The sequence below is a fragment of the candidate division TA06 bacterium genome (assembly GCA_016208585.1).
GTDB lineage: Bacteria > Edwardsbacteria > AC1 > AC1 > EtOH8 > UBA5202.
Genome location: JACQXR010000078.1, coordinates 1 through 20289 on the forward strand (window position 1 = coordinate 1; position 20289 = coordinate 20289).

Below are 20289 nucleotides of genomic sequence, written 5' to 3' on the forward strand. Positions count from 1 at the left end.
CTACAGCCTGAAACAGGTTCCACCTGCCTGCGCCGAGGCTTCGGCAGACAGGCCAACTCCAAGCCCAGCTTGCCGATTCATTCTTCACCGGCGCCAAATACCCTGAAAGATTTAGAAAACAAAAGGAAGGGGCTGTATAAGAAACTTGAAGAGCTGGAGGATTTCCGTCGGGGAACAATATCGGCCCATTTTCGCAAATGCGGAAAGGAAAACTGCATTTGTACCCAGCCGGGACATCCCGGGCATGGCCCCCAGTATCTGTGGAGCACGACCATTAAAGGAAAGAGCTATGCCAAAAATTTAAGGTTGGGCCCGGAGCTCCAGAAATACATGGACGAGACTGCCAATCATCGGAGCTTTTTAAAGGTTTGTGAAGAACTGGTTCAGGTAAGTGGGGAGATCTGCGACAAAAGGCCTGTCCCTGAAATGGCGGCAGGCAACGAGCTGGAGACGCTTAAAAAAAAATTACAAAGGATCTTCAGGCGGAAATACAAAAAGAGGTTAACCGCATAGTGACTCTGGCCTTTAGGGATCGGGATAAACTGGGGTATTTTGATCTGGAATCTTTAGAGCTTTGCATCCGGTCATCAATGCATGGTCTGGGCAGGCAGGTGCTGGAAAAATTGCTCAACGCTGATGGCGGAGATTACCGGGGAAGGATTTTACGGGACGAAGCGGGTAATGGGTATGAGTTTCGAGAGTATCGGGACAAAGAACTACTTACGGTTTTAAGCCTCTTGAAAGTAAAGCGGGCTTATTACTGACACGGCCCTAGACATAGAGGGGACCTCCTACAGCCCCGGTGTTAAAAGGATCATGAGCCGGGTGGGAGCTTGCAGACCTTTTGGCATCGGGCACGAAGAGATTAAAGAGCTATCGGGAATAGCGGTGAATGCCAAGGCGATCGAAAGAGAGTGTTATAAATTGGGAGCCGAGGTGGAGGCGTTCAACAAAAGGGAGGCCGATCAGCCATCATCTAACCAGGTGGATTTGAACAAACCGATTCCCAAAATGTATATCTGCCTGGATGGGACAGGAGTTCCCGTAGTCAAAGCCGAAACAGCTGACCGGCCCGGCAAGAACACCGCGGAGGCCAAAACCCGGGAAGCAAAATTGGGCTGTGTTTTTACCCAGACTGCTGCAGATGAAAAAGGCCGTCCGGTAAGAGACGAAGGTTCTACCAGCTATGTCGGGGCCATTGAGACCGCCGAGGTCCTTGGAAGCCGTATTTATAAAGAAGCCAAAAGTCGGGGCTTGGAAAGAGCGGAAAAGGTTTATCTGCTAGGGGACGGAGCGCCCTGGATCTGGAATATTGCCGATGAACAATTTTATGGAGCAACTCAAATCATCGATCTTTGGCATGCCCGGGAGCATTATTGGAACGTGGCCAGAGCAGCGTTTGCCAATCATCAAACCAAACAGGATCACTGGACGAAGAAACGACATGATGAATTAGATCAAGGCGAAGTAGAAAAAGTTATGGCGGCCATTAATCGGGGGGCAAATAATATCATCGCCTTGCGCTGCTGTCTCTTAAGCAATCGGTGGGAAGACTTTTGGGAGTACCGTGCTGCGGCATAATATTTTACCCATATATTTGTCGCACACCCTTTAAAAAATCTACACTCAAATGATGAACCTTCCATTCTCATATACCAACTGTTCATCGGCGTAGATCTTCCCGCCCTCCTTCATGTCGCAAAGCATATCCCAGTGTACCGCCGACTGGTTTTTGCCCAACGATTCCGGTAGCGAGCGTCCGATGGCCAGATGCACCGTGCCGCCGATCTTTTCGTCGAACAGCATGTTGCGGGTGAACTTCTTGATGTTGTAGTTGGTCCCCACCGCGATCTCGCCCACGAACCGGGCGCCGGGGTCGGTTTTCAGGATCTGGTTCAGCAGTTCCTCGCCCTTGCCGGCCGCGGCCTTTACCACCTTGCCCTTTTCAAAAGTCAGCCGGATGTCCTCCACCTCCCGGCCCATGAAGATCCCGGGGAAGCTGAAACGGATGGCGCCCTCGGCCGTGTCCTCCACCGGTCCGGTGAACACTTCGCCGTCAGGGAAATTCACGTGTCCCGAGCAGTTCACCCAGTTGCGCCCGGCCACGGACATTTTTAGATCTGTGTCCTCGGAGACTATCCGCAGGGTCTTCCTGGCGTTCAGGATGTCGCACAGGCGCTGCTGGTCGGCGTGGATCTGTTTCCATTTGGCCATCGGGTCTTCCTCGTTCAGGTAACAGGAGCCGTAGACGAAATCCTGATAGTCGGCCAGCGACATGCTGGCCTCTTGGGCGTTGGCCCAGTTGGGGAACATGGTGCCGCACCAGCGGGCCTCCTTTTTGGCCATCCGCTCCATGAATATCTGTATGATCGGAGCGAAGGCATGGGAAGCTAATTTTATTTTCTGGGGATCGACATCCGTCATCTGCCTGGTGTTGAGCGTGCCCATCAAAGTCAAAAAGGCGTCAAAAGTTTGGTAGGCGGTCAGCTCGCTTTGGTGGATGAACTGGATCTGCTCGGAGCTGCCCTGTTTGAGCATTATCTCGCCCAGATCTTCGTGGCTGATCTTAACCTGGGGATGGGCCCCCAGTAAAATGGCCTGGCGGTAGCATTCCTTGATTAACGGCAGCGTTACTATTGATCCCTGGATCAGGAGCTTTTCACCCTTTTTAAGATCCAGACAGTAACTGGCGATGACCGCGGCATGTTTTTGAATCAACAAGTCCATGATAACCTCATAAAAACATTACTTGGAAAATCTCAAATACTAATTCCTAATTTCTAAACAATATCAAAGTCATAAACCTTAAAGCACAAAACCGTTTTGAAAATTAATGAAAATTAGTATTTATTTAGGATTTATGGTTTTAAGTTTATTAGACCTTGGTCCTGATCGGCAGCACCACGGTGGTGATGCCCAGCCACTGCAGGCGCTGCTGCAGGGCGTAGGGGGTCTCGTTATGCAGGAACCGGTGGAAGATGCTTTCTTTGGTGAATATCAGCTTGCTGGCAAAGACGGTTAATCTGGGATATTCCTTGGCCACCACCTGGCAGAGCTGACTGGCGGTCTCGATCACCTCGGTGCCCACATCCATCCGGTAATCGGCCGGGAATCCGAAGCGCCGGGCGATGTCCACGTATTTCTTCAGCGAATCCTCTACCGAGTTTTTCAGGGCGTCCACTTCCCGGGCCCCCTTGAAAGAGCCGGAGTCCACCACCGCCACCGAGATGAAGATGAAATTCTTGTAAAGTTTTGGAAAATTGCGGATCACCGAAAGCAGGGTGTGTACCCCGAACCCGTTGTACTCGTTTACCAGCACCACCGCCGTCATCTCCTTGGGGTTAAGCGGCTCGACGTTCTTGGATCCGGTGGTGGGAAGGTCCAGCAGCATCTCATCCAGCTCCCGGGATCCCTTTTTAACGGTCTCGTAATGGTTGCGGATCCGGTAGCAGAATACCACTAAAACAAAGGTGATCACCAGGGTCAGCCAGCCGCCGTGCAGAAATTTCTCGTAAACGGCGATACACAGGATCGTCAGGCACAGGATCAGGCCGGTGATATGCACCGGGATATGCTTCTTCCAGTCTTTTTCCAGTTTGCGGTGAGTGATGAAATACCTGATCATCCCTGTTTCCGAAAGGGAGAAGGTCAGAAAAACGTTGATGGAATACATGATCACCAGCATGGAGATCGAACCCTTAGCGTAAAACAGCAGGATCAGGGATGATATCCCCATCAAAAGCACGCCGTTGTTCATGGTCAGGCGTTCCGACAGCGAGGCGAAGCGGTGCGGGAGCCAGGAATCCACCGCCATGTTGGACATAACCCGCGGCCCGTCAATGAAGCCGGTCTGGGCGGCCACGAACAATAGGGCGCCTTCAGAGAGGATGGTGATCAGGGCCAGTAATTTTCCGAAAGACCATTGTCCGAATAAAGCGTCGGCCAAAACCGCGTTTAATGTCCTGCCATGCACCGGCTCAACCCGCAGCAGCAGATAACACAAAAACAACCCCCCGGCCGTTATGGCCAGCGATCCGGCCATCAGGGCCATGGTCCGTTTGCCGGTCTGCACCCGGGGTTCGCGCATCACCTGCAAGCCGTTGGAGACGGCTTCTATCCCGGTATAAGTGCCGGCACCCAGCGAGTAGGCCCGCACAAATATGGCCATGACGCCCAGCAAACCGATGGTCTGGAGGTCGGCCTTGAAAGAATTATGAACATCGCCGATGATCGGTGCAAAATCAAAAGTGTGCGAGAAGATACCGTAACCTATCATAAAGATATGGGTCAGAAAGAACACGACAAATATTGGGGCTAACGCTGTTACAGATTCTTTTACCCCCCGCAGGTTAAGGATTATCAGAACGACTATCAGAAAAGCACAGAAAGGAATTTTGTATATATGATACTGGATGGGTAAAAAGCTGAACAGAGCGGCCCCGCAGGCCGTTATGGAAACGGTAATGGTTAAAATGTAATCCACCAGTAAGGCCGCGCCGGAGACCACGCCGGCCTTCTCCCCCAGGGTATGGGTGGCTACAATGTATCCGCCGCCGCCGTGGGGAAAATGCTCGATGATCCGGGAATAGGCGTATGAGATGATGAACACGGTCAGGGCTGTGGCCAGCGCTAAAAAGACGGCCAGATAAGTATGCTGGCCCAGCGCTCTAAAGGCTTCTTCCGGACCGTAGGAGGATGACGAAAGCCCGTCGGCCCCCAGCCCGATCCAGGCCAGCAGGGCCACCAGCGAGATCTTGTGAAAGATCTTGGGATCGTCCACATCCTTAGGGCCGCCGATGACGGTGCGGCGGAACTTGTTCACTAATTTGGTGATGAATTCCGACTCGGAAAACGGCATATCATTCCTGTAAAAACATTGATATCGAAGTTAAACAGACCATTGTTTTAGAAAACGCCCGGGGGTAGACAAGATTTACATGATTTTTATATTCACCAAACATTGGCGCTCACGGATCAAATGCGCCAAACCGGGAGAGGCATCTGGCCTGATACCCCAATAATCTTATCTGGCTATCCAAACATTTCAGGAACAAAACATCAAATGGGGTTATGAATTAAATCGGATGGGGTTTCCTCAGCCCTTTGTGTCCCTTCGGCCCGGCTCACTCCTATGGCCTGCAGGCCGGAGACTGGGCGGTTGTTTCCCGGCAATCAATCGGCATCGTCTTTCCCTTTAATCCGCTAAAGCGCGGGCCATCATTCCCATGCTGTTGGCAGGTTTGTCTGAACTGCGGACGGACATTTCTACCCTCGGGGCCGGCATTCCTATTGTGCGGGCCGGTTATACTGCGCTGCGGGCGAACATTCCTACCCTGCGGGAGGATTTTCCTATGGTCGGGGCGGGTTTTCCTACGCTACGGGCGGGTAAAACAGTCCGCGCAAGCGTGGCGCGCAGAATCGTTATCTGCCTGACACCAAGGGGTTAGCGATCTCAAACCTGCCCCTCTCCTAATGTTCAGCCTACGTAGCAGGCAGCAATAATAATGGCTACTACGGCGAAGTGGGCCGTTAGGAGAGGGGTTTGGGGTGAGGTCGGTGCCCGGTGGTAGCTCCCGCATCTGTTTTGCTGCCTTTCAAAGGCGGGCGTCTGCCGCGGGAGGGAACGGGCTGTGTTATCGGCTTCCGTGAATGTCATGTTCAGCCCGTTCAGGCTGCCGGTTATAATTGCTTCGGTGCGAAACAGGCGGGTAAAGACTTCTTTGGATACTTTCTTGGTCACAAGAAAGTATCGTTAATAACATGTTTGGACACACCCCCTGTCCCCCTCTGGCCCAGAGGGGACTAAGGGACCGGGGTTACGCCTTCGGCGCCAGTTCCGGCTTGACCTTCTTTTTCCCGGCGTGCCGGTGCAGGATGGAAAGATTATAGCGGTGCGCCAGTTCCGGCTTGTCGGTATGCAGCGACTGCCCGGCGTCGTTTATCGCCTTCAGGCAGGCATACGCGTACCTTTGGCCGCATAGAACTCGCACACGGCATCCGGCAGCGATTTCAACCGCTTCACTTCCTGATCGGCGTCGGCGGTTTTCAGCGTCCCCAGCAGCGTCTTGCCTTCGGCCAGCAGTTTTGCGATGTCCGTCCCGGCCAGGCTTTTGGCGTTTGCCTCCAACAGCTTGGTCATGGTTTCCATCTGCTGCGCCATCGCCGGGACAAGCTTTACCTGGGTGATGCGGCACAGGCCGTCGGGCAGGTTCGCGCCCAGACGCCTGGCGCTCATGGCTCGCATCGCCACCTTGCGCCGCCATACCTTGGCCTGCTGTAGCGCGCCGTTCTGGACGCGGGTGGCGTCCTTCGATTCCGCCGCCAGCAGCGCCTTGTCCTTCATGGAGGCCGATACCCGCTCGGCCACAGTCTTGGTGCCGTTAAGCATGCCCGGCGGCAGGATGGCGCTTAGATCCGCGCCGTCGGATGCCGCCACGCCGTTGGTGTACCCGTACTGTTCTTCCAGATAGCTGCCGCGGTAACGCGCGCCCTGTGCGATAAATTGAGCCTTGGTCAGTTCAATATTCTTGTACGCCTCCTTTTTTGGGGTTAAATTTATGTCCTGATGATGCCTAAAAACTATCCATATTGTCAAGAACATTAATGCAAAAGCATATCCGTCTTATTGCTGGCTCTCATCCTGGCGCTGGCTGTAATTCTCAAACCGGGTATAGCTTCGCAGGAAAGTCAGCTTTCTGGTGCCCACCGGCCCGTTGCGCTGCTTGGCCACGATCAGGTCGGCCACTTCCGATTCCATGCTGATCTCCGGGGTCCATTTCTCCTTGCTTTTATACGGCGCCTTATCCCGGTGCAGGAACATCACCACGTCGGCGTCCTGTTCCAAGGCCCCGGATTCCCGCAGGTCGGACAGGATGGGCCGGGAATCCTGTCCCCGCTGCTCGCTCAAGCGGGAAAGCTGGGACAGGGCAAGCACCGGAACGTTCAACTCCTTGGCCAGGGCCTTCAGCGAGCGGGAGATCTCGGAAATCTCCTGCTGGCGGTTTTCGACCCGGGACGACGAGCCCCGCATCAGTTGCAGGTAATCCACCACCACCAGCCCCAGGTCCACCTCGGCCTTTAAGCGTCGGGCCTTGGCCCTGATCTCCAGTGGGCTCATGGCCGAACTGTCGTCGATGTACATGGGAGCCTGATGCAGCACCGAAGCCGCGCTGACTAGGGCCGGCCATTCCTCCTGGGAAAGATAGCCGCTGCGCACCTTGTAGCCCGATACCCTGGCTTCGGCGCACAACAGCCGCAGCACCAGCTGCTCCTTGGACATCTCCAGGCTGAACACCGCCACCGGGATTTGGTTCTGCACCGCCACATGCTGGGCGATATTCAGGGCAAAGGCGGTCTTTCCCACCGAGGGCCGGGCCCCCACTATTATCAGGTCGCCTTTCTGCAGGCCGGAGGTTATCAGGTCCAGGTCGGTGAATCCGGTCTCCAGCCCGGTGATGTGCCGCTTCTCCCGGTACAGTTTTTCCACCGTCTCAAAACTGTCGTGGATGAAGGTCTTTAAGGGGATCAGGCTCTTGCGCAGCCGCTGTTCCTTGATGGAAAATATCATCTGCTCCGAACGGTCCAAAAGTTCCTCCGGGTTTTCGGTGGCCTGGTAGCTGAAGGAAATAATCTCGGAGGCGGAGTTTATCAGGCGGCGCAACACGGCCTTCTCCACCACAATCCGGGCGTAATAATCGATGTTGGCCGAAGTGGCCACGCTGTCGGTCAGCCTGGTCAGGTAGACCGGCCCGCCCACTTCGTCCAGGGATTTCTGCCGCCGCAGTTCCTCGGCCAAAGTAACCAGGTCCACCGGCTGGTTGCGTTCGTAAAGGTTTACCGCCGCCCGGTAAATTTTGCGGTGAGCCCCAAAATAAAAATTATGCTCGTCGGCGATCACCTCCACCGCCCGGCTTAGGGCTTCGCTGTCCAAAAGCATCGAGCCCAGAACGGCCATCTCGGCCTCCTGGGACTGGGGCGGCACCCGGTCAGGCATTTGTCTGTCCGGCATTGGCCGGTCGGGCAGCTGCTGGTTATCCGCCATGTTTAACCTCCTGGTCGTATATCTGGCGCACTAGTTTCACGTCCTCCCAGGTATCCCGCTTCCAGGCCGGGTTGCGCAGCAGCGCCGCCGGATGAAAGGTGGGAACGAGTTTTATGTTTTGATAGTAATGTATTTTGCCCCGAAGCTTGGAAATGGGGATATCGGTCTTTAAAAGGGTCTGAGAGGCAAAGGCGCCCAGGGTGCAGATCACCGTCGGTTTTATTATCTCCAATTGCCTAATCAGATACGGCTCGCAGAGTTCGATCTCATCCGGTAGTGGGTCCCGGTTATCCGGCGGCCGGCATTTTAAAATATTGCAGATGTAAACCTGGGAGCGCTTGAAATTTATGGCTTCAATGATCTTGGTCAAAAGCTGCCCGGCCTTGCCCACAAACGGCAGGCCCTGCTGGTCTTCATCGCTTCCCGGAGCCTCTCCCACGAATACCAATTTGGAATTGGGGTCGCCGTCCCCGAAGACGAATTTGATCCGGGTCTTGCCCAGCGAGCACTTCTGGCATTTTTCGATCTGGCTGCGGTAATCGCCTAAAGAGACATTTGACTCTGCGGATTTTGGTTTGGCCGGAGCCGGAGCCTTGGCTTTGGCCCGTTTCAGCGCCAGTTCTGTCTCCCCCAATTCCTGCTGCTGTTGTAAATAGCGCTTTGCTTTTTGCACTAATATTTTATCGGGCATTCGGATTTTCTTCCCGCTTTTTAAGCAGTTCGTCCAATTTATCCAGGATGATCCCGGCCAGCTTTGATTTTCCCATCAGGGACAGTTTAACGGCCCGGCCTTTGGGTTCCAGCAGCGTGGCCTGGATCTTGCCGCTGGCAATGGTCTTGGGGCCGTTGGCCACTATCAAATCCAGATTTTTGGAAATGAGTTTCTTCCGGGCGTTGGCCAGCAGGTCTTGTGATTCCAGGGCAAAGCCTATCAGCAGGGCGTGTTTTTTATTGTTTTTGGACGCCTGGGCCAAAATGTCTGAAACCGGCTCCAGTTTGAGATTCAGGGTGCCGGGACCGCGTTTTATTTTCTGGACGCTGGTTTTCGAAGGTTTGAAATCGGCCACCGCCGCCGTCATTACCAGCGCCCTGTTAAGCGGCAGATGTTTTTTTACCGCCTGGGACATTTGTTCGACGGTCTTTACCTTGACCAAATGATGCACCTGCGGGGGATTGATATCGGCCGGTCCGGTAATCAGCGTGACCCTGGCTCCCCGGGCTTCAGCCTCAGCCGCCAGGGCGTAGCCCATCCTGCCGGAGGAGCGGTTGGTGATGGTCCGCACCGGATCTATGTCCTCCTCTGTCCGTCCGGCGGTGATCAGCACCGGGATCCCGGCCAGCTGCCGGCTGGGGTAAAGCGCTTCCTGGATGGCCTTTTCTATTGTCTCCAGCGAGGCCAGCCGCCCCTTGCCGATGTCGCCGCAGGCCAGGCGGCCGCTCTCCGGCTCGATGATCTTCCAGCCGAAAGATTTCAGTTTTTTCAGGTTCTCCTGCACCGCCCGGCTCTGCCACATGTTGACGTTCATGGCCGGGGCTATCAGAATGGGAACGGTGGCGGCCAGGGCCACGGTGGTTAAAAGATCGTCGGCGATGCCGTTGGCCGCCTTGCCCAGGAAATTGGCGGTGGCCGGGGCTATCAGCACCAGGTCGGCCCACTGGGCCAGCGAAATGTGCTCGATCTGCTGGGGCTTTTGTTTTGGGAAAAGTTCCAAGGCCACCGGGTTTCCGGTCAGCGATTCGAACGAGGCCGGGCCCACCAACTGGCAGGCCGACTTGGTCATCACTGCGGTCACCTGGTGCCCTTTTTTGCGCAGCCGGCTGGCCAGGTCAAGAGCCTTGTAGGCCGCGATGCTGCCGGTTACCCCCAAGAGTATTTTTTTGCCGGAACTCATGTCCGCTGAAAGACCACCTGTCCGTCGCGCATCCGTTCCAGGGCCATGGTGATCGGCTTTATTTCCATCTCCCGGGATGACATCCGGCGGATCTCGTGCAAACGCCTGGCCTCTCTGGCCGCCACCAGCACCGCGATATATTTGTTCTCCAGCCCTTTGGAAATCTCATCGATTGGTATGAAGCCCATGGTAGTCCCTCCGTTTATAGATTTTTTAATTTTTGATTTCTGATTTCTGATTTTTTATCTGCCCCGCCGTCACTTTATCACGTTGACCACTTCATCCCGGTTGTAGCGGACCAGCCTGCAGCGCTCGGCTTCGATGATGGCGGCCACTGCTTTGACGGTCTGGTCGAACTTGTCGTTTATCAACCAGTATTCAAAATCGCCGATCTCCTGCATCTCCAGCTTGGCCCGGTTCAGCCGTTTGTTGATTACTTCTTCGGAATCGGCGGCCCGGCCCTTCAGCCGGGTCTTCAGTTCCTTAAAAGTCGGAGGCAGCACAAATATGGTGACCGCCTGGGGGTAAAGTTTTTTTATGGACCTGGCCCCTACCGTGTCGATGTCCATGATCACATCCTGGCCGGCGTTGAGTTTGTCGTCGATCTGTTTGCGGGGGGTGCCGTAGTAATTCTCGTGGACCATGGCCCATTCCAGAAGCCGGCCCTCCTCCAGCATCTGCTCGAACTCCTTGGCCGGGACGAAGCGGTAATCCTGACCCTCGCGCTCGCCCGCCCGGGGCGGCCGGGAGGTGACCGAGATGGAATAGTAAATCTCGGGATGCAGGGCCACTATGCCCCGGCACAGGGTGGTCTTGCCAGCCCCGGACGGGGCCGAGAGAATTATGGGAAAGCCTTTGCGGTCGGGATAGATCATAGTATTTCGCGATTGTTATGTTTTGTGAATACTCTAGAACTAACCACTGAAACAGAATTGTGAGAAGCACGGAAAATCTACCGTTAAATATATCAAATTAAAAACCGTAGAATAACATGCAAATAATTACCAGTTTTTTATTCCGTGAATTTAGTGCTTCAATGCTTCCGTGCCTGCACGCTGTAGCGTTACGGCGCGCAAGCGTGGTAAAATTTATTCAGTATTATTGCAGCAGCAGCCGCTTGGCCAGTTCCCCGGTTGAAGCACAGACGGCGGTCAGGTCGGCCCCCTGGTCCTGGTCAACCCTCAGCTGCTGGCCGGTGGCGGCATCCACCAAAAAAACCTTCACATAATAGCCGGTCTCGGTCTTGTCTATCTGACCCACCAGCATTTGTCTGACGTTCAAAGCCTGACCCATCTGGGCGGCGCAGATCGGCTCCAGGCAATACGTCTGGCCCATATTTTTCCTGGCCAGCAGTTCCTGCATCCGGTCCTTGGGAGTGATGCTGAAACGCCCGGTATTGGCCATTTCGGTTCGCAGGAAATCGGCGTAGACCAGGGCGTCCTGCCAGGAGGCGTTGGGGCCCTGATAGATGTTGACCGCGGCTTTTATCTGCAAGGTGTCTCCGGTGGCCGTCAGGGCCGCGCCCTCAATGGTCACCTGGCCCAGCCTGGCTCCAGGTTTTACTTCCTCAACCGGTTTGGCGGTTTCGGTTCCGGCCGTCTGTGATTTTTTGTCCGACCTGGAAAGGAACCCCAGATCAACCCTTACACCGGCGCTCAGGGCCAGGGTCTCCCAAGGTTTGAAATCGCCGCCCCCGCTCAGGTTCTGAACCTTAAGCAGGCCGTTGGCCAGGTTCATTCGGGTGGCCAGCATCACTTCGCCCACATAGACCGGCATCCGCAGGCCCGCTCCGGCCAGCACCATGGGCGGGGTGCTGTATATTTTTTTCTGGTCCAGGGCCACATACTGCCAGCGCCCGGCCAGCCCCAGGCATAAGGTGGCCTTTTTGATGGAAAGCGATGTCCCGGCCGAGGTGTAGGCGTTGCCCAGCATCGGCCACTGGCCGTTCATGATGTCGGTGCCGCCGTTGATGCCCAGCCTAAAGCCCCAGAACTTGAGCCCTAGCGAAGCCTTGATCGAAAGCATCCCGGGAAAATCTATTCCGGTCTGCTGGTCGGCGGACTTGTGCTTATATTCAATCCCTCCCAAATACAGATTTGCATCACCGGTAAAGGTCTGGGTCAATGTGTCATAGGCCAAAGAACCAACGCTGACCGAATCCAACCGGGGCTGGCCGAAGGGGATCCCGGCGTTATTGTAATAATCACCCGTAAGGGTGTAAGGCATTCCTTTTTCTATGGACATGCCGGCCTTGAGAATGGGTATTTCGAAATTGGCGCTTAAGACCATGCTGACTTGGGTGCCGGACAAAGTGCAGGTGAAGCGGTCGTAGAATATGGAACTGTCGAAGCTGCTGCGCACCGAAACGCTGTCGAAGCGGATGCGGGACAGGCTATCGTCGACGATACCGCTAAGATTCGTCACCCGTCCCGAAGTATTGATGGAGAAATCGCCGGTGGCGGCCATCTTGGTAACCTTAAGGCCCATGCCCACTTTGAACGGCCCGAACTTGGTGCCGCTGCCCAAAAATACCGGGGTATTCATCAATGAAAGGTTCCCCTGCCCTCCCATGGTGATGACCCCGGTGCCGGAGAGCTTCCAGTTCACGGTCACGGTGTCGTTGAAGCCGGTGACGGTGCTGTCCAGCAAGTAGGGGTATTCGTAGGAAAGGGACTTGGAAATCTGGACGATCCCGCTGTCCAGGCCCATCTCCATGCCGGAGCCCCGCTGCACGGCTATTCCGATCCCGACGGGCCCGGCCTTGCCGGCCACCCCCACATAGTCCAGGCCGCCCAGGTCGGTGAGCGTGACGGTGGTGGGAACGCTGATGGACGGGGAGACTTCCGAGCTGTCGATCACCTTGATCTTGAAATCGCCGCTGACGTCCTTGGAAAGGCTGCCGGCCACGAAGATGTCCAACCCCTGGGTGCGCTCCAGGCCGGCCGGGTTGACCATCATCCCCACCGTGCCGTGGGCTTGGACGACGTCCAAAAATCCGTGGTCCAAAAAATAGAGGTTCAGGTCCGGGGTGCTCATCTTGATGTAAAAATTTAAGGCGCTGTCTATGTTTTGAGCGCACAGGCCTCGAGCCAGTACGGCCAGAAGTAATCCGGATAATAAGATTTTCTTCATAAAATATTTCTCCTTTGCTATTCTGGAACTACTACAAAATTACTTTTACACGGAAACACTGAATTATCGAAATGAAAATCACTGAAGTTATGGAGCCCCACGGGCAAAGCCCGTGGTTCCTTTCCCTAGGTTACCCCGCCAGTGGCGGGGTTATCCGCCTTGAGTAATCAGCGACATCCGCCGTAGCATCTACTTGATGCGCATTCATCCACGGGCATAGCCCGTGGTCTTCTGCGAAGGCGGATAAAATTAATGGGCATTATTCCGTGTTTCCAATATTTCCGTGTTTCAGTGGTTAGTTTTGCCGTAGTCTTATTCTATGTTTTGGACCTGCTCCCGCATTTTTTCGATCTCCTCCTTTAGCTGCACCGTCAGCTGGGAGATTGTGGCCTGGTTGGCCTTGGCCCCCATGGTATTGGATTCCCGGTTCATCTCCTGCAACAGAAAATCCATCCGGCGGCCCACCGGTTCCGGAGTCTTCAGGAATTGATCAAAGGCCTTAAGGTGGATCTTCAGCCGGACGCATTCTTCGGTGATGTCGCAGCGGTCGGCATAGATCGCGGCCTCCTGGGCCAGCCGGCCCTCATCGGCCCCGGTCCCGGCCAAAAGTTTGTCCATTTTTGACTGCAGCTGCTTCCGGTATTCCGCCACCCGGCCTTCGGCCAGCTTCTCTATCTGGACCATTATCTGGTTGATGTTGTTCAAACGTTTTTTAAATTCGGCCTCCAGCCTTTTTCCTTCCTGCTGCCGCATCCGGTTCAGTTCGGCCAGACCTTTGGTCAGGGGTCCTTCCGCCAGCTGCCAGGCCTTCTGCTCCGAAAAGCCGGCCGGGACCACCGCCAGCACATCGGGGAAGGCGGTGATGGCCCTGATGTCTACCCCGCCCATAAGTCCCAGTTCTTTTTTTAAGGTCAGCAGGATCTTATGGTAATGGCGGGCCGCCTTGATGTCCAGCCTGGGCAGGGAAGCCTGCTCCCGGCCGCTGTAATTCAGCACCAGGGTGACCGAGCCCCGCGAGATTTTTTGCTGGATCAAAGTTTTTATCCTGGCTTCCAGGCAGGCGAAGGCCCGGGGCAGCCGTAAGGATATCTCGGAATAGCGGTTGTTGACCGAACGGACCTCGATCCCGATCTGATGTTCTTCGGTCCTGGCTTCGGCCCGGCCGAAACCGGTCATGCTCTTTATCATGCAAACCTTATTGTGAGTTAGCTTGTTATTATACCATAAATAAGGGTTATGTCAATTTTAAAGTGGCAAAAAAAATAAAGGGCCGGAGATCTGCTCCAACCCTGATTTTATTTCAATATTTTATGCGATAATGAACGCCATGCCCGGTTTCGCAAAGCCCGGCTTTAATACTGGTGGACGAACAACCCGCTTCTCAGTTTCGGCTCGAACCAAGTGCTCTTGGGCGGCATCACCTGCCCGGAATCGGCCACCGAGATCAGTTGTTTGATGTTGACCGGATGCAAAGAGAAAGCCGCCGCATACTTGCCTGAGTCCACCAATTTGACTAATTCCTTTGTCCCCCGGATTCCGCCCACGAAGTTGATCCTCTTGTCGGTGCGGGGGTTCTCTATGCCCAAAATGGGATGCAGAAGATTATCCTGCAATATTGAGGCATCCAGCCGTTTCACCGGATCATTCTGATCGTAGCTGCCGTCCTTGGCGGTCAAAAGATGCCACTTCCTGTCCAGATACATGGAGAATTTCAGATTGCCTCCGGGAACGTCCGGAGCATTTTCGGAAACCTGGAATTTTGGGCCGATCTTTTTGAGGAATTCTTCTTTGGAATTTCCGTTCAGGTCCTTCACCACCCGGTTATAAGCCATGATGTTCATTTGGTTGTCAGGAAAGATCACGGTCAAAAAGAAATTATATTCCTCTTTACCGGTGTGCTTGGGATTTTTGGCCTTCCGCTCCTTCCACAGGCGCCAGGCGGCGGCGCTGCGATGATGGCCGTCGGCCAGGTACATATATTTCAGTTTTGAGAATTCAACCTTCAGCGATTCCACAATCTTCCGGTCATCGCAGACCCACAGGGTGTGCTTGACGCCGTCGTCCGAGGTGAAATCGTATTCCGGGGTTTTCTTGATCCAGTCGTTGACAATAGAGTCTATGGCCGGGACCGCCGGGTAGGTGAAGAACACCGGCTCGGTGTTGGCGTTGATGGCGCTGATGTGCCGGGTGCGGTCGTCCTCCTTGTCGGGCCGGGTATGCTCGTGCTTCTTGATAATATCCTTATCGTAATCCTCGGCCGAGGCCGACGCCACCAGGCCGATCTGCGAGTGGCTGCCCATCACCTGCTTGTAGATATAAAAGCAGGGTTTTTCTTCCTGGAACAGCCAACCATTGGTCTTGAATTTTTCGAAGTTGATCTTGCCCTGCTGGTAGACCTGGTCATCGTGCTCGTCGATCTTGGGGTCCAGGTCTATCTCCGGCCGACTTATGTGCAGGTAGCTTTTGTCGTTGCCTTTGGCCAGCTCCCGGGCCTCTTCGCTGTTGACCACGTCGTAGGGCGGCGCGGCGATGTCTTTGGCAAACTCTTTCCTGGGGCGGACCGCCTTGAACGGTAGAACAATTGCCATTAATGCTCCTGATGTTTTATATTGTAAAATATTGTTTAGACTCAATTATCGTTAATTCTATTATATTTCAGCCCGAATTTCAACCAAATAAAACCCCGTAAAATGGAGCCCCACGGGCAAAGCCCGTGGTTCCTTTCCCTAGGTTACCCCGCCAGTGGCGGGGTTATCCGCCTTGAGTAATCAGCGACATCGTCCGGCGCCAAAGGCCATGGCCGACGGCGTCCGCCGTAGCATCTACCTGCGAAGGCGGATAAAACCCCGTTTTACCCTAAAATAACATAGGGGCAATTCACGCGTCCTACGAAGTAAGCCAAAGGCAAACGAAGTAGAATGAATTGCCCCTACAATCATAACAACCGTCAGAATTTATCTATGCAGGTCTCCCTCTCCTGATTTATCAGGGGAGGGATTAAGGGTGGGGTTATTTGTTCACCTGGAACGTCCGATCGCCCTTCTCCAAAAACTTGACGATCTGGTTGGCGGCGGCCAGCCCGGCGTTGATGTTGGCCTCCGAGGTCTCGGCGCCCATTTTCTTCTTGGTGGCATGGTAGCGGTTACTAAAGATTTCGGCGATCTCGGCCTGGCAGTCCGGCGCAATGTCGGTGGCGTACTTCAGATCCTCGCGCTCGGCCATCACCTTCTTTAAACCCTCTTCGTCTATCACTTCCTTGCGGGCGGTGTTGATCAGGGCCGCGCCCTTCTTCATCCTGACCAACAGATCGTAGTTGATGGATTTTTTAGTCTTCTCGTTGGCCGGGATGTGCAGGGAGACATAGTCGCACTGGGAATAGAGGTCCTCCATCTTGTCGAAGACCTTGACCCCCTCGGCCTCCATCTTGGATTTTTCCACGAAGGGATCAAAGGCGCAGACCGTCATTCCGAAACCCTTGGCGATGGCGGATACTAATCTGCCGACATTGCCGTAGGCGTGAATGCCCAGCTTCTTGCCCTTAAGCTCCGAGCCGTTGCCCTCGGTGAATTTATTGCGGGCCAAAAAGACCATCATCCCGACGGCCAGCTCGGCCACCGCGTTAGAGTTCTGGCCCGGGGTGTTCATGGCGCAGATGCCTTTTCCAGTGGCGGCGGCCAGGTCTATATTGTCGTACCCGGCCCCGGCCCGGACGATGACCTTCAGGTTCTTTGCCGCCTCGATCACTGCCGCATCGGCCTTGTCCGAACGGATGATCATGGCATCGGCATCGGCCGCGGCCTTCAGCAGGTCGGCCTTGTCGGTGTATTTTTCCAGCTTGACCAGCTCGTAGCCGGCCGCGGTGAAGATCTTGGAGATCCCTTCCACCGCCACCTTGGCGAAGGGTTTTTCGGTGGCCAACAGCACTTTTTTTGCCATGATCGTCTCCCTTATTTATGATAATTCTTTTATGATGTGTTTTGCCAAATGCTCGTCGATCTCGGTATGTCTGGGCACCGGTTGTTGTTTGCCGGTGGCCGGGTTCTTGAATAGATCGTGCCGTCCGCCCCGGCGAACCAGGATGCAGCTCAGGCCGGACAAGGTTTTGATGAGATCTTTCCTCTTCATACCGAAAGGGCCAGCTCCTTGATCTTGTGCTGGGCAGGCACTTCATCCATCATCATCAATTGGTAGGCATCCCTCATGTTTTCTTCAAGTTCCTTAAGGGTCTCGCCCTGGCTCATGATCTCAGGATGTTCAAGAAGCTTGCCCACCCAGTATTTCTTGCCCTTCCAATAGATCATGTTTATTTTTGTTTTCATATAACCTCCACGGGTATTATGCTTACGATCATTTCCTGATTGTCCAACCTTAAAATGGTATCAAAACCGGCTTTAAAAGTCAACAGCCAACCGCCGGCGACCCGGCGGTTGGGATATGCTTCAGCGGTACGCATCCTTCCTATCGTCAATTGTCAGCAGGTAGACGATCCGCTCCTTGCTGTCTCTGGAGTAAAACAGGCGGTAATCGCCGATCCGGTACCGCCAGGTGTCCGGCGAATAGCCTCGCAGCTTTCTGATCTGGGGGCCGTAGTATGGTTCCTGCCTTAACCGGGGATAGACGTATTCCCTGATCTTCCGCTCCAGGAATTCCCTCCGGGCCGGCTCCAGCCGCTTCAGGCGGGCCAGGAACTCGGCGGTCTCGAAGATGCGGAACTCAGGCAAAGCGGCCCTTTCGGGCCTTGGCGTCGCGCCGGCCGCGCTTAAGGCTGGCATTAAGGGATTTATCCGGCTTTATTTCCGCCATTTCGGCCTCGTCAGCCAGGCTGGATTCTTCGATGTAGCGCAGGGCCGCGGTCTCGATGAAATTGGACAGCGGCCGGTTGTCGCGCTGGGACAGGATGCGGAACATTTTGTAGGCCTTGTCGTCCAGCCGCAGGGTAATGGTGGTTGGCATGGCGTTTCTCCGTTAATTAGTTTTCACTGAAAAAGAAGTGACAAATATGCAGTAAACATGCGGATTTCACTTCCGTTGGCCGTTAGAAAATGGTATAATTAGGGACAACAACGGAGGAATTATGCTGCGGTTACGAAGCCCCCAACAGCGGGAAATATGAAATGGCCATCCCGAAAGATATCCTGGCCCTTATTACTCGGAGGATATATTAGTGGACATTCCCGATTCTATCAATCCAATATTATTTGCGTATTTCGGGTATTTTGGTGGAAAAAAGTCTACTATTAGCGGTTTTTGCTGCCGTATTTCAAGAAACACAAGACGTTTAAGAAGCTGAACACCGGGCGGAACAGCACGCCAATAGAATCTTATCTTCGGTTGATGTATCTCAAGCACCGCTATCAGATGGGATACGACACCTTAGTGAAGGAGGTGTCCGACAGTTTCAAATGGCGCCGGTTTTGCCGCTTGTCATTGAGCAGCAAAGTTCCCGATGATACGACTTTGGTCAAGCTGACTAATTTGTACGGCCCGGAATTAGCCCGGGAGATCAACCAGGAACTGGTCAAGAAACTCATCAAGAAAAAGATCATCCGGGGCAAAAAGTTGAGGGCCTACTGCAAAGCGGTCGAAGCCAAAATCCATTTCCCTAAATCTGATCAGCGACGTGTCCGTAGCTGCCAACAATGTTGACGACGGGAAAATCCTGGGTAATCGGCTGGAGAAGCTCAAACAAAAAACGTCTGACTTGAATGAAATGCACGTGGACGGAGCGTACCCCAATGCCGAAAACGACGTTAAATGCCAAGAGTTGAAAATCACTATGGTGCAAACCGGCATCAAGGGCACCAAATCTGATGGGGTTGAAATCACCATTAGCAAGGATGAACGGCAGAGATATACGGTTTCCTGTCCCGGCCAAACGGTTGCTGCTGAAAATACTAGTACCCGTTATAAAGCGCAGTTTGACGCCACCTGCTGCGCCGGCTGCCCGTTAGCCGGACAATGCAAACATGCTTCAGGCAGGCCTGCCTGCCGAAGCGGCGGCGCAGGCAGGTACTATTTTACCGATAAAGATTACCAAAGGAAACAACGTCAGGCCAACATATATAAACTGCCACCCGAACGTCAAAAACTGCGCGCCAATGTGGAAGCAAGTGTGCCTGAGTTCAAGCGTGACATGCCTGGCGGCAAAGTGAAAGTGCGGGGTAATTTTAAGACTATCATCTTTGCCATGATATCGGCAGTGGTCATTAACTTTGGCCGGATTGTCCGGTACCTGGTCAAGGTGCGTGATTACATTATCAAAAACGGAAGAATTTGCTTGGTGGCCGGATAAAAACGGCCAGGGGATAGTGTAACTAGAGAGCAAAAGCTGATTTTTATCTAAAACCGATGTTTTTCAATATTGATATCGTTTTTTGAAAACGAAAACGAAAAAATAGGCGGTCACTTTTAGCATACCCTTTTTAGAGTGGACTCATTAATACTGTAGATGAAAAACCCTATATATCCTGTCAAAATATAATCGTGCCTTGGTGCCTTGGTGGCCTGAACAGTTACGATTGTTTTCTGATTATCCCCGTGTTATCTGCCGTTACTATACGGAACTAACTTCGTATAATTCGGCAGTAAACTTACCGGTTGATTTCGCCTTACCATTTAAGATATTCTCCACGATCCTTGCTGAGGAAAAAGGCATTGATTCCTGCCCACAGTTTGGGCATACATACATAACCAAATCAGAAATGACGATCGGCGCGCCATTACGATGGAAGATTTTTTCCTCCTTCCTTTCCTCCATTGAGGATGGACAACCATTTGGACACTGCATAATAATCACCTCCTATTGGCCGTAATAATGAATGCTGGTTTGCAATCTTTTACCACGACTATAATATTGCGTTTTGAAATTGTAAACTTGCTAAACTTACCGTGGGAGCGTTCATCTCTCTCTTTCTTATTAAAAAAAACCACTGGCACCTGTACCGATATATCCTTTTGTGCCGATTGAAAAACCAACGGCTCGGTCTCGTGGGGTTCCTGGAAAATCAGCTTTTCGTGTCCAAGTGTCGGAAGTTGTATCATATTCCCATAAATCAGTCAAGTAATTACCACGTTTTCCTGTAAGGATATACCTGAATTCCGTAGCATAAATATACACTACAGTCCTTTGAGGAGCTGAGGAGATACAGCTTTAAGGATGCGTTCTTGGCGTTTTGTTAATGTGACAATACGGGATAAGGTAAAACCTTTTGACTGATCACGCAA

General features: G+C 53.5%; 21 protein-coding genes and 1 pseudogene. 3 read left to right on the top strand and 19 right to left on the bottom strand.

All coding sequences use genetic code 11. From position 1 onward, the window contains the following. The first annotated feature begins 75 nt into the window (after positions 1-75). Positions 76-1581, top strand: a pseudogene (locus tag HY768_05920) (ISKra4 family transposase). A gap of 45 nt (positions 1582-1626) precedes the next feature. Here HY768_05920 and HY768_05925 read toward each other — a convergent pair. The 17 genes from HY768_05925 to HY768_06005 form a co-directional block, all read right to left on the bottom strand. Next, positions 1627-2730: an aminopeptidase gene (locus HY768_05925; protein MBI4726745.1), complete on the bottom strand. Its 1104-nt coding sequence runs from the start codon at positions 2728-2730 to the stop codon at positions 1627-1629. A gap of 145 nt (positions 2731-2875) precedes the next feature. Continuing rightward, complete coding sequence (locus HY768_05930; GenBank protein ID MBI4726746.1) at positions 2876-4858, bottom strand: APC family permease; 1983 nt, start codon at positions 4856-4858, stop codon at positions 2876-2878. Between the two features lie 958 nt (positions 4859-5816). Beyond that, positions 5817-5990 carry a hypothetical protein gene (locus tag HY768_05935; protein ID MBI4726747.1) on the bottom strand — a complete coding sequence of 58 codons (174 nt, stop codon included), beginning with the start codon at positions 5988-5990 and terminating at the stop codon, positions 5817-5819. Then, positions 5948-6601 carry a hypothetical protein gene (locus HY768_05940; GenBank protein ID MBI4726748.1) on the bottom strand — a complete coding sequence of 218 codons (654 nt, stop codon included), beginning with the start codon at positions 6599-6601 and terminating at the stop codon, positions 5948-5950. Before HY768_05940 ends, HY768_05935 begins: the two co-directional genes overlap by 43 nt. Before the next feature lie 21 nt (positions 6602-6622). After that, positions 6623-7993 (bottom strand): replicative DNA helicase, encoded by a 1371-nt coding sequence (dnaB, locus tag HY768_05945; GenBank protein ID MBI4726749.1) that lies wholly within the window; start codon positions 7991-7993, stop codon positions 6623-6625. A 37-nt stretch (positions 7994-8030) separates the two neighbouring features. Beyond that, entirely contained in the window at positions 8031-8732 is a 702-nt protein-coding gene (locus tag HY768_05950) for a uracil-DNA glycosylase (protein ID MBI4726750.1), read from the bottom strand. Next, positions 8722-9933 carry a bifunctional phosphopantothenoylcysteine decarboxylase/phosphopantothenate--cysteine ligase CoaBC gene (coaBC, locus tag HY768_05955; GenBank protein MBI4726751.1) on the bottom strand — a complete coding sequence of 404 codons (1212 nt, stop codon included), beginning with the start codon at positions 9931-9933 and terminating at the stop codon, positions 8722-8724. The genes HY768_05950 and coaBC overlap by 11 nt, the downstream gene beginning before the upstream one ends. Next, entirely contained in the window at positions 9930-10121 is a 192-nt protein-coding gene (rpoZ, locus tag HY768_05960; protein ID MBI4726752.1) for a DNA-directed RNA polymerase subunit omega, read from the bottom strand. Before rpoZ ends, coaBC begins: the two co-directional genes overlap by 4 nt. Before the next feature lie 69 nt (positions 10122-10190). After that, on the bottom strand, positions 10191-10808 hold the full coding sequence (gene gmk / locus HY768_05965; protein ID MBI4726753.1) for a guanylate kinase: 618 nt from the start codon (positions 10806-10808) through the stop codon (positions 10191-10193). A 223-nt stretch (positions 10809-11031) separates the two neighbouring features. Continuing rightward, positions 11032-13065 carry a hypothetical protein gene (locus HY768_05970; protein MBI4726754.1) on the bottom strand — a complete coding sequence of 678 codons (2034 nt, stop codon included), beginning with the start codon at positions 13063-13065 and terminating at the stop codon, positions 11032-11034. A gap of 312 nt (positions 13066-13377) precedes the next feature. After that, positions 13378-14253 carry a YicC family protein gene (locus tag HY768_05975; GenBank protein ID MBI4726755.1) on the bottom strand — a complete coding sequence of 292 codons (876 nt, stop codon included), beginning with the start codon at positions 14251-14253 and terminating at the stop codon, positions 13378-13380. Positions 14254-14417: 164 nt separating this feature from the next. Next, positions 14418-15653, bottom strand: a complete 1236-nt coding sequence (locus HY768_05980) for a DUF1015 domain-containing protein (protein MBI4726756.1) — start codon at positions 15651-15653, stop codon at positions 14418-14420. 421 nt (positions 15654-16074) lie between these two features. After that, complete coding sequence (locus tag HY768_05985) at positions 16075-17001, bottom strand: 3-phosphoglycerate dehydrogenase (GenBank protein MBI4726757.1); 927 nt, start codon at positions 16999-17001, stop codon at positions 16075-16077. Positions 17002-17016: 15 nt separating this feature from the next. Beyond that, a complete protein-coding gene (locus HY768_05990; protein ID MBI4726758.1) occupies positions 17017-17190 on the bottom strand; it encodes a type II toxin-antitoxin system HicA family toxin in 174 nt (57 codons plus the stop codon). Next, positions 17187-17384, bottom strand: a complete 198-nt coding sequence (locus tag HY768_05995) for a type II toxin-antitoxin system HicB family antitoxin (protein ID MBI4726759.1) — start codon at positions 17382-17384, stop codon at positions 17187-17189. The genes HY768_05990 and HY768_05995 overlap by 4 nt, the downstream gene beginning before the upstream one ends. A gap of 120 nt (positions 17385-17504) precedes the next feature. After that, entirely contained in the window at positions 17505-17786 is a 282-nt protein-coding gene (locus HY768_06000; protein ID MBI4726760.1) for a type II toxin-antitoxin system RelE/ParE family toxin, read from the bottom strand. Next, on the bottom strand, positions 17779-18018 hold the full coding sequence (locus HY768_06005) for a CopG family transcriptional regulator (protein ID MBI4726761.1): 240 nt from the start codon (positions 18016-18018) through the stop codon (positions 17779-17781). The genes HY768_06000 and HY768_06005 overlap by 8 nt, the downstream gene beginning before the upstream one ends. Positions 18019-18312: 294 nt before the next feature. Here HY768_06005 and HY768_06010 point away from each other — a divergent pair, with 294 nt between their 5' ends. Together HY768_06010 and HY768_06015 are read left to right on the top strand one after the other, a co-directional pair. Continuing rightward, on the top strand, positions 18313-18711 hold the full coding sequence (locus HY768_06010; GenBank protein ID MBI4726762.1) for a transposase: 399 nt from the start codon (positions 18313-18315) through the stop codon (positions 18709-18711). Then, positions 18686-19357, top strand: a complete 672-nt coding sequence (locus tag HY768_06015) for a transposase (GenBank protein MBI4726763.1) — start codon at positions 18686-18688, stop codon at positions 19355-19357. Before HY768_06010 ends, HY768_06015 begins: the two co-directional genes overlap by 26 nt. 261 nt (positions 19358-19618) lie before the next feature. Here HY768_06015 and HY768_06020 read toward each other — a convergent pair whose 3' ends face one another. Both HY768_06020 and HY768_06025 read right to left on the bottom strand, forming a co-directional pair. Then, a complete protein-coding gene (locus tag HY768_06020; protein ID MBI4726764.1) occupies positions 19619-19852 on the bottom strand; it encodes a YgiT-type zinc finger protein in 234 nt (77 codons plus the stop codon). 129 nt (positions 19853-19981) lie between these two features. Then, positions 19982-20209 carry a hypothetical protein gene (locus HY768_06025; protein MBI4726765.1) on the bottom strand — a complete coding sequence of 76 codons (228 nt, stop codon included), beginning with the start codon at positions 20207-20209 and terminating at the stop codon, positions 19982-19984. Positions 20210-20289 lie beyond the last annotated feature (80 nt).